The organism is Telluria beijingensis (genome assembly GCF_030770395.1).
Lineage (GTDB): Bacteria > Pseudomonadota > Gammaproteobacteria > Burkholderiales > Burkholderiaceae_D > Telluria > Telluria beijingensis.
Window position 1 is genome coordinate 5,422,888 of the sequence record NZ_CP132480.1, and the last position, 17,944, is coordinate 5,440,831.

A 17,944-nucleotide genomic window follows, 5' to 3' on the forward strand; every position below is an offset into this window, starting at 1 on the left:
GCCTCAAGCCGCTTCGGCATGCTCCACCAACAGCTGTACCTTGGTCACCCCATTGTACTCATTGGCATCGAGCCTGAACGCCACCCGCGCCCGTTCCGGCAAACTCTCAGGATGCCCGAACCAGATCGCATCGTAGCGCCGCCCATTCTTCTCCAGCAGCAGCTTCAGGTGGCGCTCCTTGAGAATGCGCTGGCTGACCACGCGGAATTCGTCGCAGAACACCGGCGGCGCAAAACCCTGCCCCCACACCTGGCCGTCCATCAGTTCGATGAACTGGGTCGAATAGAACTCGTCTTCCAGCGGCCCGTCGGTCTCGACGATGCGCTCGAGCTGAGCCTCGGTCAGCCAGGCCTGGCCGACCGTCTCGAAGGCCTGGCAAAAGTGGCCGAAAGCGTCGTGCCGGATCTGCAGGCCGGCCGCCATCGCGTGGCCGCCGAACTTGTCGATCAGCCCCGGCACGCGCTTGGACACCAGATCCAGCGCGTCGCGCAGGTGGAAGCCCGGGATCGAGCGCCCCGAGCCCTTGATCCAGCCGTCGCCGGCCGGGGCGAAGGTGATCGTCGGCCGGTAGAATTTTTCCTTCAGGCGCGAGGCGACGATGCCGATCACGCCCTGGTGCCAGCCTTCGTCGAACACGGCGATGGTGCTGGCGCTGGTGGGCTCGAAGCTGTCCAGGTGGAGCAGGGCGGTGTCCTGCATCTCGGCCTCGATCTCGCGCCGCTTGAGGTTGATCTCGTTGAGCTGCTGGGCGATGGCCCAGGCGCGGCCCTCGTCGTCGGTGGTCAGGCATTCGATGCCGAGCGCCATGTCTTCCAGCCGGCCGGCGGCATTCAGGCGCGGCCCGACGGCAAAGCCCAGGTCGAACGGCGAGGCGCAGCGCGCTTCGCGCCCGGCCACGCGGAACAGCGCCGCCACGCCCGCATGCATGCGCCCCGCGCGCATGCGCTTGAGGCCTTGCGCGACCAGGATGCGGTTGTTGGCGTCGAGCTTGACCACGTCGGCGACAGTGCCCAGCGCAACCAGGTCGAGCAGGCTGTCGAGCTTGGGCTGGGTCTGGGCGTCGAACACGCCGCGCCGGCGCAGCTCGGCGCGCAAGGCCAGCAGCACATAGAACACGACCCCGACGCCGGCCAGGTTCTTGCTGGGGAAGCCGCACTCGGGCTGGTTCGGATTGACGATCACGCGCGCCGGCGGCAGGCTGTCGCCCGGCAGGTGGTGGTCGGTCACGACCACCTCGATGCCGCGCCGGTTGGCTTCTTCGACCCCCTCGATGCTGGCGATGCCGTTGTCGACCGTGACGATGATGTCCGGGTTTTTTTCGCGCGCCGTGATCTCGACGATCCCGGGCGTCAGCCCATAGCCGTGCACCACGCGGTTGGGCACGAAGTAATCGACTTCGGCGCCCATCGCGCGCAGGCCGCGCAGGGCGACCGCGCAGGCGGTGGCGCCGTCGCAGTCGTAGTCGGCGACGATGGTCATGCGCTTGCCGGCGCCAATGGCGTCGGCCAGGAACACGGCGGCGGCGTCGATGTGCTTCAGGCCGGCCGGCGGCGACAGCGCCGCCAGCTCGCTGGAGAGCTCGCGCACATGTTCCAGGCCGCGGGCGGCATAGATGCGCGCCAGCACCGGGTGGACGCCATCCTGGCGCAGCAGTTCCGAGATGCGGAACGGGCAGGGGCGGGTGGAAATGCGGGTCTTGGAAGTCAAGTTGCGGTCAGGTCAATAGGTCCAGTGTCGGGCGGCGCCAGAATTTTCGCTGCGCCATCGCGGTGGTGGTGGCCTCGATCAGGCCTTCGCGGCTGCTCAGCACCATCCGCAGCGTGTTCACGCGGCCAGCCTTGACGGCCGCCAGCAGCGGCGCGAACAAGGTCGCTTCAAGGTGTTGCATGCCCTGCAGCCAGCCATTCCAGTCGGCCGCCAGCGCGGCTTCGCCGAGGTTGCCGGCGACCAGCAGGCCGTCGCGGGCCAGCACGCCGTCCAGGCGGTCGAGGGATGCCAGCCGATCCGCGCCTACGGCGGCCAGCCAGCCGGGAACGGCATGGGTGGCCAATTGTGGCGAGGCGGCCGGCGCCGCGTTTGATGCGCCCCATACCCAGAACGCATTCACCACCGGCAGCCGGCGCGCCTCGCGCGCGGCATTCACGGGATGGGCGTGCCAGGCCATCTGCACCTCGTTCTGCAGGCGCCGGTACGCCTGGGCCTGTGCGCCCTTCGGCATGAAGTCGGTCAGGTCCATATTGGCGACGGTGTCCGGGCTGGCGGTGTCGAAACCCCAGTCGTCGGCGCGCAGGAACCAGGTATGGGCGTCGCCATAACGCAGCGGATGGCCGATCTCTTCGCACAGGGCGCGGGCGGCCTCGAACAGGGCGCGGCCATCGTCTTCGTCCAGCGCCACCTGGCGCGTGTCGGCCATCATCAGGTGGCTGCGCGCGATCTGGATATGGGCCGGCGTGACCACATGCCAGCGCCCGCGCGCCAAGTCGAGCCCGAAGCCGCGCATCGCCGCGGCGGCGAAGGCGGGGCGGCCGCCGGCGTCCAAGCCGAGCGCGCGCGCCAGCCAGGATTCGTGGGGCAGGGCGTGGGCCAGGTCGCCGGCCGGGGCCCGCTGCACGGACGAGGTGCGCGACAGCAGCGCTGCCAGGGCCGGCGCCTGCAGGGCGCGGACCAGGTCGGGAGCGAATTCGGGGAGCGGGAGGGCGAACGGCAGGACAAGCGTAATATGAGCCATCCCGCTATTTTAGGCCAAATTCGGCCGGCGGGAGGATTCGATCGCGGGTTGTCGGCAGGCGTTTGCACATGGTTTTTTGATAATCCGCGCCATAAAAGTGGATTGTCTGGCAAACTGCCGGCTTGGCGCGGCCAGGAGAACAAGAACAGACTGTATGAGCATCACCCATAAACTTCCCTATGAATGGCAGATCGGCCTGCGCTATACCCGCGCCGGCAAGCGCAGCGGCCGCAACAGCTTCATTTCCTTCATCTCGATGGCCTCGGTGGCCGGCATCGCCCTTGGCGTGGCCGCCCTGATCGTGGTGCTGTCGGTGATGAACGGCTTCCAGAAGGAAGTCACCAACCGCATGCTGTCGATGCTGGCCCATGTCGAGATCTTCGACGCCCGCGGCGCGCTGCCGGACTGGCGCGCCACCAGCCAGCAGGCGCTGCGCCACCCGGAGGTGCGCGCCGCCGCGCCTTTCCTGGATGCGCAATCGATGCTGCTGGTCGACGGCGTCATGAAGCCGGCGCTGCTGCGCGGCGTGGAGCCCGCCGAAGAAGCGAAGGTATCCGACGTGGTCCGCCAGATGAAGGAGGGCAGCTTCGATTCGCTGCGGCCCGGTTCCTTCAACATCGTGCTGGGCCGGGCGCTGGCCACGTCGCTCGGCGTCGGCGTGGGCGACCGCGTGTCGCTGCTGGTGGCCAGCGGCGGCATCCTGGGCGGCGCCGGCGCTCAAGGCGAGGGCGGGCCGAACGCGCTGCCGCGCCCGCGCGCGCTGACCGTGTCCGGCATCTTCGAGGCTGGACACTTCGAATTCGACTCCACGCTGGCGCTGGTGAACATTGCGGACGCCGAGGCGGTTACCGGCGCCAGCATGCCGGTCGGCCTGCGCCTGCGCCTGGCCGACCTGCAGCAGGCCCCGCGCGTGGCCTACGAGTTGCAGGGATCGATGGCGGGTGAGTTGATCATGCGCGACTGGACCAAGGTCAATACCGTGTGGTTCGCCGCCGTGCAGTCGCAAAAGAACATGATGTTCATTATCCTGACCATGATCGTGGCGGTGGCCGCCTTCAACCTGGTGTCGACGCTGGTCATGACGGTCAAGGACAAGCAGGCCGACATCGCCATCCTGCGCACGCTGGGCGCCTCGCCGCGCGGCGTGATGAAGATCTTCATGGTGCAGGGGACCCTGGTCGGCATGCTGGGCGCCTTGCTGGGCGTCGGCCTGGGCGTGCTGGTGGCGCTGAACGTCGACGTCATCGTCCCTGCCATCGAGCGCCTGCTGGGCGTGCACTTCCTGTCGCAAGAGGTCTACCTGATCAGCGAGATGCCGTCCGAGCTGCGTTGGAACGACGTCGGCTGGATCGGCGGCGTGGCCGTGCTGCTGTCCTTCCTGGCCACGATCTACCCGAGCTGGGCGGCGTCGCGCGTGAAGCCGGCCGAGGCGCTGCGGTATGAATAATCGTCCAACCAATCATGGGAACACATGAGCATCATCCACAAACTGCCGTATGAATGGCAGGTCGGCCTGCGCTATACGCGGGCCGGCAAGCGCAGCGGGCGCAGCAGCTTCATTTCCTTCATCTCGCTGATCTCGGTGGCCGGCATCGCCCTCGGCGTGGCGGCCCTGATCATCGTGCTGTCGGTGATGAACGGCTTCCAGAAGCAGGTCACCGACCGCATGCTGTCGGTGCTGGCCCATATCGAGGTGTTCGACAATGCCGGCAGCATGCCCGACTGGCGCGAGAAGGCGCAGCAGGCCTTGCGCAATCCGGCGGTGCTGGGCGCCGCGCCCTTCGTCGAGACCCAGGGCCTGCTGGTGCGCGACGGCGTGATGCGGCCCTCGGTCGTACGCGGCGTGCTGCCGGGCGAAGAGAACCAGGTATCGACCGTGGCGCAGCAGGTGCGCGCCGGCAGCTTCGACGCGCTCGAGCCGGGCCAGTTCAATATCGTGCTCGGGTATGCGCTGGCGCGCGCGCTCGGCGTGAGCCTGGGCGACAAGGTGACGATGGTGCTGGCCCAGGGCCAGGTGACGCCGGCCGGCATGGTGCCGCGCACGCGCAGCTTCACCGTGGCCGGCATCTTCGAGGCGGGCCACTTCGACTTCGACGCCGCGCTGTCCTTCATCCACATCGAGGATGCCCAGCGCCTGGAGCGCCTGCAGGCGCCGTCCGGCCTGCGCCTGCGCACCGCCAATATGCGCGAGGCGCCCGAAGTGGCGGCGCAGCTGAAGGCCTCGATGACGGGCGACCTCAATGTGCGCGACTGGCCCAAGCTCAATGCCAACTGGTACGCTGCCGTACAGACCGAAAAAAAGATGATGTTCATTATCCTCACCCTGATCATCGCGGTGGCCGCCTTCAACCTGGTCTCGAGCCTGGTGATGACGGTGACCGAGAAGCAGGCCGATATCGCGATCCTGCGCACGCTCGGATCGTCGCCGCAATCCATCCTGAAGATCTTCATGGTGCAGGGCGCGGTGATCGGCGTGCTGGGGACGCTGGCCGGCATCGGCATGGGCGTGGCGGTGAGCCTGAACATCGATGTCATCGTCCCGTTCATCGAACGTTTGCTGGGAGTGGAGTTCTTGTCCAAAGATATATATTTGATCAGTACCGTGCCGTCCGACCTGCATTGGCCGGACGTCGGCATCATCGGCGTCATCTCGGTGCTGCTGGCCTTTGCCGCCACCCTGTACCCGAGCTGGGCCGCCTCGCGCGTGAAACCGGCGGAGGCGCTGCGCTATGAGTGACGCATCGACGCCCATCCTGGCCTGCCGCGGCCTGGGCAAGACCTTCAGGCAGGGCGACGCCGAGGTGCGCGTGATCGACGGCGTCGATTTCGCCGTCCACCGGGGCGAGCGCGTGGCCATCGTCGGCGCGTCCGGCTCCGGCAAGTCGACGCTGCTGCACCTGCTGGGGGGCCTGGATACGCCGAGCCGCGGCGTGGTCACGCTCAAGGGCGAGGATTTCGCCAGCCTGTCCGAGGCGCGCCGCGGCGAATTGCGCAATACGGCGCTGGGCTTCGTCTACCAGTTCCACCACCTGCTGCCCGAGTTTTCGGCGCTCGACAACGTCATGATGCCGCTCCTGATCCGGCGCGAATCGCGCGCCAGCGCGCTCGAAAAGGCCCAGGCGATCCTGGAGCGGGTAGGCCTGGGCAAGCGCGTGGTGCACCGTCCCGGCGAGCTGTCGGGCGGCGAACGCCAGCGGGTGGCGCTGGCGCGCGCGCTGGTCACGCAACCCGCATGCGTGCTGGCCGACGAACCGACCGGCAACCTGGATCACACCACGGCGCAAGTCATCTTCGACCTGATGCTGGAGCTGTCGCGCACCCTCGGCACCGCCTTCGTGATCGTCACCCACGACATGGAACTGGCGCGCCGCTGCGACCGCGTGCTGCGCATGACCGAGCACGGCCTGCAGCCAGCGGAAGGATAAGCCATGTGGATCGATACCCACGTCCACCTTGACGCGCGCGAATACGGCGGCGACGGCGCCGGCGTCGCGCTCAGGGCGCAGCAGGTCGGGGTGTCGATGATCGTGATCGTGGCGGTCGAGCGGGGTAATTTCGACGCCGTGGCCGGCCTGGCGCATGGCAGTCCGAACGCCTGCTATGCCTTGGGCATACACCCGATCTGCGTGCCGCAGGCCCGCGACGAGGATCTCGATCATATGCGTTCCCGGGTCGAGGCGGCGATGAGCGACCCGCGCTTTGTCGGCATCGGCGAGATCGGGCTCGATTTCTTCCTGCCCGAGCTGACCACCCCCGAGATGCGCGAGAAACAGGAACGGTTCTTCCGCGAGCAGTTGCGCATCGCGCGTGACTTCGACCTGCCGGTACTCACCCACGTGCGGCGCTCGCAAGACCAGGTGCTCAAGCACCTGCGCCAGATTCGCCCAGGTGGGGGGATCGCCCATGCTTTCAACGGCAGTTTCCAGCAGGCTCAGAATTTCATTGACCTCGGATTCCACCTGGGATTCGGCGGCAACATGACCTTCACGCGCGCGCTGCAGATCCGGCGCCTGGCGGCCGAGCTGCCGCTGGAATCGATCGTGCTCGAAACCGACTCGCCCGACATCGCGCCGAGCTGGATTCATCCGGGACGCAACAGTCCCGAACAGCTCCCCGCCATCGGCGCCACCCTGGCGGAACTGCGCGGCATCGGTGTCGACGAGGTCCGTATTGCGGCATATCGGGCTTCGATCGCCGCGATCCCCCGTCTTTCCGGACTGTGTGGCGTCGTGTAGACGACAGTCAGCCTAAAGGGAAGTTCAGGCAATCTCACTCGATAGTTGCTGACACCCGCCAAATCCCGTTCCTGCCTGCCGTGACATGATGTGCTTCCTCATGAGTGCATCACTGGACGGGAGACGGATGTGGACAGCGCGAGCGAATTCCTGCGCATGCTGCAGCACGAGAAATCGCTGACGACGGCCCACCGGCCGATCCGCCTGCGTCTTGGCCATGCCGACCACCTTGCCGATGAAATCCTGCTGCCGCAGCGGGTCAGCGGCACCGAGGCCGTGTGCGGCCACCTCGAATACGTCGTCACCTGCGTCGCCTCGACGCCGCGCCTGCCGCTCAAGGAACTGATCGCGCTGCCGGCCGAGATCCAGTTCGTCACCGACCGCGGCCAGCTGCGCAGCGCCTGCGGCATCGTGGCCGAGGCGCGCGCCGGCGACTACGACGGCGGCCTGGGCGTCTACCAGCTGGTGATCCGCGACGCGCTGGCGATCATGGAAAAGCGCGTCAACAGCCGCGTGTTCCGCTACCAGAACGAGCTCGAGATCGTGCAGGTGCTGTTCGACGAATGGCGCCAGTCGAACGGCGTGCTGGCCAGCGCCTTCGAGTACGAGCTCGATCCGCTGTTCGACATGCGCCAGTTCCCGCCGCGCGAACAGACCATGCAGTACAACGAATCCGACGCCGCTTTTGTCCGTCGCCTGCTGCGCCGGCGCGGCGTGGCCTGGACCTTCCGGCCCGGCCATGCGCGCACCCGCACGCTCGAGGTCGAGCGCGACGCCTCGCCGGTGCACACGCTGGTATTGTTCGCCGATGCCAATTCGCTGCCGCGCAACGGCGCCGGCACCGTGCGCTACCACCGCGGCGGCGCCACCGAAGACCGCGACACCATCGTCTCCTGGAGCGCCGCGCGCCGCCTGCAGGCGGGCAGCACCACGCGCCACAGCTGGGACTACCGCAACCCGCTCGGCACCCAGTTCATGACCGCCACCGCGCGCAGCATGGCCGACCAGGGCCGCAACGGCAACCAGCTCGCCGCCAGCCTCGACGATTACCAGGTCGAGATGCCGCATGCCGGCAGCGACGTCGAAGACCACTGGCGCCTGGGACAGGTGCGCATGAACCGCCACGAGTTCGAGACCAAGTGCTTCCATGGCGAGGGCAGCGTGCGCGACCTGCGCGCCGGCGAATGGTTCACCCTGAGCGGCCATCCCGAGATCGACACCCACCCGGTCGCAGAGCGCGATTTCCTGGTCACCGCCCTCCACATCGAGGCCGAGAACAACCTGCCGGCCGACGTCTCGGCCCGCGTGCGGCGCCTGATGGGGGCGTGGCTGGAGGGGGGCGCCTTTCCGGAGGCGCCGCCGTCGCTCGATGCGGTGCGCGTGCGGGTCGGCTTCGACGCGGTACGGCGCGGCATCCCGCTGGTGCCCAGCTTCGATCCGCGCCTCGACCTGCCGCATCCGCAGCTGCAAAGCGCGATCGTCACCGGCCCGCCGGGCGAGGAAGTGCACTGCGACGCGCTGGGACGGGTCAAGATCCGCTTTCCCGGCATGCGCACCAGCGACCACCGCCATGCCCATGGCGCGGGCGCGTCCGACACGCCGGCCGATTCGGCCTGGGTGCGGGTGGCGTCCAACTGGGCCGGGGCCGGGCCGGGCAGCCAGCAGCAGTCCGGCACGCTCGGCCTGCCGCGGGTCGGCACCGAGGTGCTGGTGGCCTTCATGGGCGGCGACCCCGACCGGCCGGTGATCCTGTCGCAGCTGTACAACCAGCGTTCGCAGCCGCCGGCGCTGAGCCGGGCGGGGGAGTTGCCGGGCAATCGCTACCTGTCCGGGATGCGTAGCCGCGAGATCGGCGGGGCGCGTGGCGGCCAGCTGCTGTTCGACGATACCCCGGGCCAGATCGCAGTGCAGCTCGCCAGCGAGCACGCGGGTTCCGAACTGAACCTGGGCTGGCTGTCCGAACCGCGCGCCAACGGCCAGGCCGGCCCGCGCGGCGAAGGCGCCGAACTGCGCAGCGACAAGGCGGTGGCGCTGCGCGGCGGTGAAGGCATCCTGCTCAGTGCGGGCGGCAAGCATGACGAGGCCGGCTCCCAGCTCGAGCGCGCCGGCCTGGTGGGCATCGTGGAGGCGATGCACGGCGTGCTGGACACGCTCGGGCGGCTGGCCGGCGACCATGGCGAGAACGAAGAAGCGAGGCCGCGCCTGGACGCGCTGGCCGAACGGCTGCGCCAATGGCACGATGGATCGAACGTGGCGCCAGGCGCGGGCAAGGGCGGCGAACCGGTGGTGGCGGTGAGCGCTCCCGCCGGCGTGGCGATCGCCAGCGACGACAGCATCGTGCTGGGAGCCCAGGCCAAGGTCGACATCGTGTCGACCGGCGACGCCGAACTGGCCACCGGCCGCAGCCTGTTCCTGCGCGCCTCGCGCGCGCTCAGCATGTTCGCCTATGAACTGGGCATGAAGCTGATCGCGGCGCGCGGCGACATCGTCGTGGAAACCCACCGCGGCGATATCGAGATCAAGTCGTCCAGCCGCATCCGGCTGATCGCCGCCACCGGCATCGAGCTGGAGGCGCCGACCGTCAAGGTGGTGTCGCAAGGCACCCAGACCGACTGGGACGGCGGCACGATCACGCACCAGAGCAGCGGCAAGCACGTGGTGAGGGCGGCCGGCATCGAACACCTGTCCCCGGGCGGGGGCGCCCCGGCCGGCCTGCACTTGCCGGCGACCGAGCTGGAGACCGACGAGCGGATCGTCGTGTTCGACCGCCAGACCAATCTGCCGGCCCGCGGGCAACGCTACGTCGCCCGCCACGAGGATGGCACGCGCATCCAGGGCGTCACCGACGACGAGGGACGCACCAGTATCCTGAGCAGCTACGCGATGGGCGATATCGAAATCCGCCTGTTGCCCGACGACGAACCAGACGATCCCGGTGCGGGCCGGGCATGAAGGAGCCGACCCGTCCAATTCCCCAGCCGACTGTCGACCGCGATGGAAGCCTGGTGGCGCATACGGTTGCAACGCCGACGGCCTTCAAGGTGAGGGCCAAGGTGACGATCGGGTCGCGCAAGGTGATTCCGGTGATATTCGTGCCCGGGATTATGGGGTCGAATCTGCGGGCGCGGGGCGATATGAAAGCCAGGAAGGACGATATCCTCGCACCGGGCGAACCGGCGTGGCGACCGCCAAACGGCATCGTCGAAGGCTTCTGGGAGGCGCGCAAGTGGGCAGGGCGATCGCCTTCCGAACGGCAGCGTATCCTGGACGCCAGTGTTCTGGAAGTCGATCCAAATGGTCAACTGGCCTTTGCTCCGAATACGTTCGATCCCGCAACGTTGCGCGAACGGGGTTGGGGAGAGGTGCATGCGGGTTCCTATGGCGCCCTGCTGATCGACTTGCAGAGACACCTCGACAAGACCTTCCAGATTTCCCCACGTGGCGATCGCGAGATTCGCCATTTCTGGCTTCGAGTCATGCAATCCCAACCGGAATCCTGGGGTGTACGCAAGATCGAGAAAGTGACTGAAGCCGAACTCGAAAAATACGCGTCCTATCAGTACCCGGTTTATGCGTTTGGCTATAACTGGCTTGAATCGTGTGAGAAATCAGCGCAGCGATTGCGAGCACGCATCGACCAGATCAAGAAGTTTTGGACTGATCGAAAGCATGAGTGTGGAAAGGTCATCTTGGTCACCCATTCCATGGGCGGCCTGGTGGCCCGTGCGTGCGCACGGTTGAGTTCGCCAGGCGACGGTAGCGCGCCGGATATCGCCGGAATCATCCATGCCGCGATGCCTGCGCTCGGGGCACCGGTGACTTACCGGCGAATTGCATGCGGTACCGAAGGAGGGCGGTATGTCAATGGACTTGGCGATAATCTGAAGGCAGGTGCCGTGATGGACATTGCCGGCGAGAGTGCTGCAGATACGACACCCATCATGGCTCTTTCGCCGGGAGTCCTCCAATTGTTGCCAAACCACCAGTATCCCGCTCCCTGGCTACTCATCAAGACGATTCGGTCGGTCAACCGACGGGACGACGTACGTGACTTGCTCGCCCTCCCGGATGGTAATCCCTACGATTTCTATCGCGATATGAAGTCCTGGTACAGGATGATCGATCCAGGTCTCGCGGACCCGGCAAAACGCTTCAAGGATTCAGAGCGCAGCGTGGCGGATGCGATATCGGATGCCATTAATGAAGCTGAATATTTTCACACCAGGTTGCTGACTACACAGGATGCCAAGAAAGGACAAACCCCTTACTACCATCCGAATACCTATGCCTTCCATGGCGCAGACAAATCCCTGAAGGCGTATGGACAGATTCGCTGGGTTGCGCGGGAGCAATCGGTCAGCCCCGCTGCGCTCACGCCGTCGGGTATCCGGAACGGGCAGCTCACGTCGATTAACGAGCAAGGGGCCCGCGAGGTGCGCATTGGCCAGGACCTGCAATTGCGCTTTTCGGTATGGCCGGAGGATGCACATGGCGACGAAACGGTCCCGGTCCAGTCTGGAGCCGGCCCTACGGCATATATACGACAGATGTTCGCGCCGGCAGGATTGCGCCATCAAGACAGCCTTCAGCCCGAGACAATGCGCCTCCTGGTACGGCATCTCATCGTCAAGATCGTACAGGATGTCCAATGAAACGGGTTCGCGGCCGGCGCGTGCGTTGGGTATGTGGGCTCACGGCGGTGGTATTGGCACTGACGTCGTTTCTTGCCAACTCGGTGCAAACGGTGCATGACAAGCAGAAGGTGGCAAAAATGACGGAGAAAATGAGAACAGTTTGCCTCGGCCGTTTTCTGATCGATTTACCTGCCGATGCGCCAGTCAAAGTCAAATATGGGTCTGTGGGTGGCCTGGATATTGAAACTATTTCAGCCGAGTCCGATGAAGAGTTTGCCGAACGGTTGCGGCAAGCGGAACTTGACATGGCGGAGGCGACCAATAGGGAGGGGCGACCAAGCCTGGAATCCAGCAAGGAAATCGCGGTAGATACCGGCCAGGGAAAAATCTTTATCTATAACCGGCGGCGAACGAAGGTGCTGGAGGATCATGAATTCGTCTTCAGCGAAAATGTCGCTCTTCTCAGCATGCTGCGGTTTCCTGATTTAAGTGTCACTGGTGAAATCGAATGGGTCGCACCTCGTAACCTTCCCAGAGTGTCCAGTATCCTGAATTTCATTCGCCCGCTCAATGAAGGGGAGATTCCGCGTGAGAGCGGATTTTGCCTGGGACATGCGATCGTCCTCGACCCCTACGATCACGATAATCGCGAAAGCGCCGTCATGTTCGCCGGGTTGCCGGGGCATCCAGATGTGAACATCGTTCTTTCTTCGATGGCGGGCGCCAGCCCGGCGCCAGGGTTGCTTGAGCGTAATGCAAAAGCGGAGGCGCGCGAGCCAATTTATATGCGACTGGCGTTCAGTAATTTGCGTGAGCATAAACGTGTCATCAATGGACTGGAGGGAGAAGAACTGGTGCTGCGCATACGTGAGCCAAGTTTTACGACGGGCTACTCGTTCCAGTGGGAGATGGCCGGGAAACAGGACGATGTCCACACACCGACATTGAAACTGGAGCTCGAGTCCGGGGTAAATCCGGTTGCAGGCGGCAAGCCTGTCCAATCCACGCTCACTGAAGAGGCAATGTTTGAACTTTGGGAAAGTATTGTGAGTAGCATCCGCTTGCGGCCCTATCAGGAGGCGAAGACGGCAGTTTCCGAAGAGCCCCACATTGCACTGGGTGCGAGCGTCCTGGCGGGAGAGGTCTGCCCACAGACTGGCTGGTGGCAATGCGCGGATGGGGGCGGTGACGTGAGTGTCCTTGGCGGCCAGCGCCAGTTCATCAAGCAGGGCCAAACCATGCCGCAAGCACTCCTGCTGCCACAGCAGACGATGTGGCAGCGCCTGCGGGGTGTGCAGCCGAGTTATGAAAGCAGGAATTCGACATTATGGGCGCTGGTAGACAAGCGCAGCAGTAGTCGGATCACGCATCAGAGTGGACTCGAGCAGGCCGTAGCCACGCAGGATTTCCTCAACTTCCCGGCTGGAACAGGGCCTGCTGGAAGTTTTCAGGCCCCGATCGGCAGCATTGCAAGGACTGGCGCCGCCTGCCCGGCCAGTGGATGGTGGCGCTGCGAAGACAGCCATGCACTCGATGGAACCCGCTGGTTTGCAGCCGGGAGCCTGCTTCCAGCTGCAACTTTCCGCGCACACCTCGCGAGGCGGAGTGGCGGACATCCTGAGCTGATTCATCGGCGAAGCGCATGGCAGCTTGTACGTGTCGACGCCGATCCTCTCCCCGGCGTCGTCGCAGATCCAGCAACATCACAGGACTTCGATGACACGTCAAGAGCATGAAGTTCATCGCCCCCCCGGCTTGTTCGATCCGAGGGAGCGGATCGCCAGCAGCATGCGATTGCGCCCCACAATAGCCGGCCGTCGGTAGCACGCCCCACGATGCGCAGCGCGATCCTCGCGTTCGCCGCCGGCGCCGCCTGGCTCCAGCTCCAGGCCGCGCTGCCGTCGGCGACCGCGCTGCTGGCCTGCACGGCGGCGACGATCACGGCCTGCCTCCTGCTGCGCGGCCTTGCGCGAACGATCGCCACCGGCCTCCTGCTCGGCGTCTGCTGGTCCGCCGCCATCGCCCACCTGGCCCTGCGCGACGCCTTGCCCCACAAGGACGAAGGCCGCGACATCGCCGTCACCGGCACGATCGCCAGTCTCCCGCACCGCTTCGACGGCGGCGTGCGCTTCCACTTCGACGTCGAGCGAACCGACACCCGCGACGCCACCGTCCCGTCCCGAATCGTGCTGTCCTGGTACGGCGCCACCGCCGCCGATCCCGCTTTCATCCACCCCGGCGAACGCTGGCGCCTCGTGGTGCGCCTGCAGCGCCCGCACGGCAACGCCAATCCCCATGGTTTCGACTACGAAGCCTGGCTGCTGGAGCAGGGCGTGCGCGCCACCGGCTACGTGCGCCCGGCAGGCAGCAGCAACGCGCGCCTGGACGACTGGAGCCCGGGCGCAGGCCATGCGATCGAACGCGCGCGCGGCTACCTGCGCACCCGCATCCTGGCCATCCTGGACGGTCAACCCTATGCCGGCGTCATCGTCGCCCTGGTCATCGGCGACCAGCGTGGCATCGACCAGGACGACTGGGATGTGTTCAACCGCACCGGCATCAGCCACCTTGTCTCGATTTCGGGCCTGCACATCACGATGGTGGCCGGCCTCGCCGCCTGGATCGCAGCGAGCCTGTGGCGCCGCTCGTTCTGGACCGGCGCCCAGCTGCCGCTCTTCCTGCCGGCCCAGAAGGCCGCGGCGCTGGCCGGCGCGCTGGTGGCGCTGCTGTACGTGCTGCTGGCCGGCTTCGGCGTGCCGGCCCAGCGCACCTTCTACATGCTGGCCGTGGTCGCCGTCGCGGTCTGGTGCGGCCGCATCGCGTCGAGTTCCCACGTCCTGTGCCTGGCGCTGGGCATCGTGGTGCTGCTCGACCCGTGGGCGATGCTGTGGCCGGGCTTCTGGCTGTCGTTCGGCGCCGTCGCCGCCATCCTGTATGCCTGCAGCGGCCGGCTCGGCGAGCAGACGCGCGGCTGGCGCGCCGGCCTGGTGCTCGGCGCGCGCACCCAATGGGCGGTCACCATCGGCCTGGCGCCGCTGACCTTGCTGCTGTTCGGCCAGGTTTCGCTCGTCAGCCCGCTCGCGAACGCGGTGGCGATTCCCGTCATCAGCCTGTTCGTCACACCGCTGGCGCTGGTCGGCAGCATCCTGCCGTCGCCGCTGGCCGACCTGGCGCTGGGCGCGGCCCACCTGGCAATCGCGCTGCTGGCCTGGCCCCTGCAATGGCTGGCCGCGCCGGCGCTGGCGGTATGGACCGCGCCGGCGCCATCCGCCTGGATCCTGGCGCTGGCCCTGGTGGGCACGGCGTGGATGCTGGCGCCGCGCGGCTGGCCACAGCGCTGGGCGGGCCTCGCGGCCTGGACGCCGCTGCTGACCCAACTGCCGTCGGCGCCGCCCGCCGGCGAATTCAGCGTCACCGCCTTCGACGTCGGCCAGGGCATGGCGCTGCTGGTCGAGACCCATCGCCACCGCCTGCTGTACGACACCGGCCCGCAATACGCCCCCGGCGCCAGCGGCGCCACCCGCGTCATCCTGCCTTACCTGCGCGGGCGCGGGATCGGGCGCCTGGACCAACTCGTCGTGTCGCACAGCGACCTCGATCACGTCGGCGGCGCCGATGCGCTGCTCGCGACGCTCGACGTGAAGGAACTGCGGTCGTCGCTGCCGACCGCGCACCCTTTGTTGCGCATGGCCGGGCGACAGCGGCGCTGCCAGGCCGGCCAGGTCTGGGAGTGGGATGGCGTGCGCTTCGAGATGCTCGGCCCCGATCCGGCCAGCTACGCCAACCCGCGCCTGAAGGCCAATGCGCGCAGCTGCGTGCTGCGGGTCAGCGCGCAGGGCAGGGCGATCCTGCTGGCCGGCGACATCGAGGCCGCGCAGGAGGCGGCGCTGCTCAGCGCTGGTCCGCAGCGGCTGCGCGCCGACGTGCTGCTGGCGCCGCACCACGGCAGCGGCACCTCGTCCAGCGCCGCCTTCCTGCACGCGGTCGGGCCTTCGCTGGGCATCTTCCAGGTCGGCCATCGCAACCGGTACCGGCACCCCAAGAAGGAGATCTACGCGCGCTACGCCGAGCACGGCATCCGGCGCCTGCGCACCGACGAGCGCGGCGCCGTCACGTTGCATTTCGGCCGGCAGCTGACGGTCGACACGTATCGCGCGACGCGCGCCCGTTACTGGCACGGCCGCTGAGTCGAGTCCGCGTCGATCTCAGGCGCGCGGCAGCGTGATCGTCACCTGCAGGCCGCCATCCTCGCGGTTGCGCGCCACGATGTCGCCGCCGTGGGCCTGCACCACGCGCTGGGCGATCGCCAGGCCCAGGCCATGGCCGTCGACCCCGGTGCGCGAGGCGCCGGCGCGGAAGAACGGCTGGAAGATCGCCGCCAGGTCGTCCAGCGCGATGCCCGGCCCGCGATCGAGCACGTCGATGCGGGCCAGGTCGCCGTCGACGCGCAGCGCCACCGTCACGATGCCGCCCTGGGCCCCGTGCTTGGCGGCGTTGCGCACCACGTTCTCGAGCGCGCTCCACAACAGGTCGGGGTCGCCGTTCACGGTGACGCTGCCCTCGGCCTCGATCAGGATCCGGGTCGCATTCGCCGCTGGCCGGCCGTCGCGCAGGTCGTGCCGGGCCGCCTCGAACCGGGCGTCGGCCACGATGCTGTCGGCCAGCTCGGTCAGGTCGACCGGCTCGCGCCGCAGCACGTCGGGCAGGGCTTCCAGGCGCGACAGGGTCAGCAGTTCGCCGACCAGCTTGTCCATGCGGTTGCTCTCGCGTTCGATGCGTTCGAGCGTGCTCGCGATCTTGTCCGGCTGCTGGTGCGCCAGCCCGACCGCCGCCTGCATCCGCGCCAGCGGCGAGCGCAGCTCGTGCGAGACGTCGTGCAGCAGGCGGCGCTGGCCGTCCATCAGCGCGCGCAGGCGCCCGCTCATGCGGTCGAAGTCGCGTCCCAGGTCGCTCAGCTCGTCGCAGGCCTTGGTGGCGGGGCCGAAGCGCGGCGCCAGGTCGCCGGCCGCCGCCGCCTCGAAGGCGCTGCGCAGGGCGCGGATCGGACGCGAGAAATACCAGGCCAGCAGCGCCGCGAACAGCAGGCTGGCCATCACGGCGGCGCCGATCACGACCTTCTGGCCCACGCGCCGGCGCGCGCCGGGATCGAGCGCCGGCGTCAGCGGGTCTGCTCCGCCGCCACCCCGGGCGCCCTCGGGCCGACCAGGCTGGCGCGGTACGAAGGCCAGGTAGCTTGCGCCTTGCGGGGTGGCCAGCCGGCGCGCGCCGCGCCAGGCGCTGCCGTCGGCGCCATGATTGAGCTGGCGCTCGGCTTCGTTCACCAGCTCGGCCGGCACCGCGCGCCCGAGCAGGTCGCGGCGCGCCCCGTCCAGCACATACAGCTGCGGGCGCCGCATGTCGGCCAGCAGGCCGCGCAGCGCCGGCTCGCCGCCATGGCGCAATGTGGCCGCCGCGGCGTCGAGGGCGATCGCGGCCGGCGGGCCGGAGTCCAGCGTCGGCGTGGCTTTCTGGCGCGCCTGGTCGCGCAGCCAGAAGGCGCCGCCGATGGCGATGGTGGCGGTCAGCTGCGCCAGCAGGATCGACAGGAAGAACTTCCAGAACAACCGGCCCATGCTATTCCTTGATCAGCTGGTAGCCCTGGCGGTAGATGGTCTGCAGGCAGGAACGGCCGTCCTCCAGCGGTCCCAGCTTGTGGCGCAGGCTGCTCAGGTGGACGTCGATATTGCGGTCGAAGCGCGCCAGCGGCCGGCCCAGCCCCTGCTCGGACAGGTCGTTCTTGCTCACCGGCTTGCCGGCATTGCGCGCCAGGACTTCCAGCAGGTTGAACTCGGTGCTGGTGAGGTCGAGCGGCTTGCCGTCCCAGGTCGCGCGCCGTCCCTCGGGGTGGATGGCCAGCTTGCCGACCGTGAGGGTCGCGCCGGGGCCGCTGTCGGGCTGGGCCTGGGTGCGGCGCAGGATGGCGCGCACGCGCGCCGTCAGCTCGCGCGGCGTGCATGGCTTGGCCACGTAGTCGTCGGCGCCCAGTTCCAGGCCGAGGATGCGGTCGGCGTCGTCGCCGCGCGCGGTCAGCATCAGCACCGGGATGCGGCTGGCGGCGCGGATCCGGCGCAGCGCCTCGATGCCGCTGGTGCCGGGCATCATGACGTCGAGGATGGCGATGGCGTACTGGCCGCCCAGCGCCTCGTGCGCGCCGTCGTCGCCATTGTGCACGCAGGTGACCCGGAAGCCTTCCTGTTCGAGGTATTCGGCGAACATGCCGACCAGTTCGACGTCGTCGTCGATAAGCAATACATGGTTCATGGCGACAGGATAGCGCAGTCGCGCCTCCAGGTCTTTCACGCCTGGCG

General features: G+C 67.5%; 12 protein-coding genes. 8 read left to right on the top strand and 4 right to left on the bottom strand.

From position 1 onward, the window contains the following. Positions 1 to 3: 3 nt before the first annotated feature. Both recJ and Q9246_RS23910 read right to left on the bottom strand, forming a co-directional pair. A complete protein-coding gene (recJ, locus tag Q9246_RS23905; protein WP_306393652.1) occupies positions 4 to 1,707 on the bottom strand; it encodes a single-stranded-DNA-specific exonuclease RecJ in 1,704 nt (567 codons plus the stop codon). A 7-nt stretch (positions 1,708 to 1,714) separates the two neighbouring features. Then, the gene (locus tag Q9246_RS23910; RefSeq protein WP_306393653.1) at positions 1,715 to 2,728 is read right to left on the bottom strand and encodes a hypothetical protein; all 1,014 of its coding nucleotides are present in this window, start codon (positions 2,726 to 2,728) and stop codon (positions 1,715 to 1,717) included. Positions 2,729 to 2,882: 154 nt separating this feature from the next. Here Q9246_RS23910 and Q9246_RS23915 point away from each other — a divergent pair, with 154 nt between their 5' ends. The 8 genes from Q9246_RS23915 (at position 2,883) to Q9246_RS23950 (ending at position 15,784) form a co-directional block, all read left to right on the top strand. Continuing rightward, positions 2,883 to 4,175, top strand: coding sequence for a lipoprotein-releasing ABC transporter permease subunit (locus Q9246_RS23915; protein ID WP_306393654.1), 1,293 nt, complete (start codon positions 2,883 to 2,885; stop codon positions 4,173 to 4,175). Between the two features lie 24 nt (positions 4,176 to 4,199). Continuing rightward, positions 4,200 to 5,465 (top strand): lipoprotein-releasing ABC transporter permease subunit, encoded by a 1,266-nt coding sequence (locus Q9246_RS23920; protein WP_306393656.1) that lies wholly within the window; start codon positions 4,200 to 4,202, stop codon positions 5,463 to 5,465. Beyond that, entirely contained in the window at positions 5,458 to 6,153 is a 696-nt protein-coding gene (lolD, locus tag Q9246_RS23925) for a lipoprotein-releasing ABC transporter ATP-binding protein LolD (RefSeq protein WP_306393657.1), read from the top strand. The genes Q9246_RS23920 and lolD overlap by 8 nt, the downstream gene beginning before the upstream one ends. Before the next feature lie 3 nt (positions 6,154 to 6,156). Next, positions 6,157 to 6,963, top strand: a complete 807-nt coding sequence (locus tag Q9246_RS23930; protein ID WP_306393658.1) for a TatD family hydrolase — start codon at positions 6,157 to 6,159, stop codon at positions 6,961 to 6,963. 129 nt (positions 6,964 to 7,092) lie between these two features. After that, a complete protein-coding gene (locus tag Q9246_RS23935) occupies positions 7,093 to 9,915 on the top strand; it encodes a type VI secretion system Vgr family protein (RefSeq protein WP_306393659.1) in 2,823 nt (940 codons plus the stop codon). Continuing rightward, positions 9,912 to 11,615, top strand: coding sequence for an esterase/lipase family protein (locus tag Q9246_RS23940; protein ID WP_306393660.1), 1,704 nt, complete (start codon positions 9,912 to 9,914; stop codon positions 11,613 to 11,615). Before Q9246_RS23935 ends, Q9246_RS23940 begins: the two co-directional genes overlap by 4 nt. Beyond that, the gene (locus Q9246_RS23945; protein WP_306393661.1) at positions 11,612 to 13,333 is read left to right on the top strand and encodes a T6SS immunity protein Tli4 family protein; all 1,722 of its coding nucleotides are present in this window, start codon (positions 11,612 to 11,614) and stop codon (positions 13,331 to 13,333) included. The genes Q9246_RS23940 and Q9246_RS23945 overlap by 4 nt, the downstream gene beginning before the upstream one ends. Before the next feature lie 99 nt (positions 13,334 to 13,432). Next, positions 13,433 to 15,784, top strand: a complete 2,352-nt coding sequence (locus tag Q9246_RS23950) for a DNA internalization-related competence protein ComEC/Rec2 (protein ID WP_306393662.1) — start codon at positions 13,433 to 13,435, stop codon at positions 15,782 to 15,784. A gap of 18 nt (positions 15,785 to 15,802) precedes the next feature. On the opposite strand, the gene Q9246_RS23955 is transcribed toward Q9246_RS23950, so the two are convergent. Both Q9246_RS23955 and Q9246_RS23960 read right to left on the bottom strand, forming a co-directional pair. Further along, complete coding sequence (locus Q9246_RS23955) at positions 15,803 to 17,209, bottom strand: HAMP domain-containing sensor histidine kinase (RefSeq protein WP_306393664.1); 1,407 nt, start codon at positions 17,207 to 17,209, stop codon at positions 15,803 to 15,805. Position 17,210: 1 nt separating this feature from the next. Next, the gene (locus Q9246_RS23960) at positions 17,211 to 17,897 is read right to left on the bottom strand and encodes a response regulator transcription factor (RefSeq protein ID WP_306398253.1); all 687 of its coding nucleotides are present in this window, start codon (positions 17,895 to 17,897) and stop codon (positions 17,211 to 17,213) included. Between the last annotated feature and the right edge of the window lie 47 nt (positions 17,898 to 17,944).

Excerpts from the sequence above, each read along its gene's own strand:
- lolD (WP_306393657.1), top strand. The coding sequence starts at position 5,458 with ATGAGTGACGCATCGACGCCCATCCTGGCCTGCCGCGGCCTGGGCAAG.
- Q9246_RS23910 (WP_306393653.1), bottom strand. The coding sequence starts at position 2,728 with ATGGCTCATATTACGCTTGTCCTGCCGTTCGCCCTCCCGCTCCCCGAA.
- Q9246_RS23915 (WP_306393654.1), top strand. The coding sequence starts at position 2,883 with ATGAGCATCACCCATAAACTTCCCTATGAATGGCAGATCGGCCTGCGC.
- Q9246_RS23945 (WP_306393661.1), top strand. The coding sequence starts at position 11,612 with ATGAAACGGGTTCGCGGCCGGCGCGTGCGTTGGGTATGTGGGCTCACG.
- Q9246_RS23955 (WP_306393664.1), bottom strand. The coding sequence starts at position 17,209 with ATGGGCCGGTTGTTCTGGAAGTTCTTCCTGTCGATCCTGCTGGCGCAG.
- Q9246_RS23960 (WP_306398253.1), bottom strand. The coding sequence starts at position 17,897 with ATGAACCATGTATTGCTTATCGACGACGACGTCGAACTGGTCGGCATG.
- Q9246_RS23920 (WP_306393656.1), top strand. The coding sequence starts at position 4,200 with ATGAGCATCATCCACAAACTGCCGTATGAATGGCAGGTCGGCCTGCGC.
- Q9246_RS23940 (WP_306393660.1), top strand. The coding sequence starts at position 9,912 with ATGAAGGAGCCGACCCGTCCAATTCCCCAGCCGACTGTCGACCGCGAT.
- Q9246_RS23930 (WP_306393658.1), top strand. The coding sequence starts at position 6,157 with ATGTGGATCGATACCCACGTCCACCTTGACGCGCGCGAATACGGCGGC.
- Q9246_RS23950 (WP_306393662.1), top strand. The coding sequence starts at position 13,433 with ATGCGCAGCGCGATCCTCGCGTTCGCCGCCGGCGCCGCCTGGCTCCAG.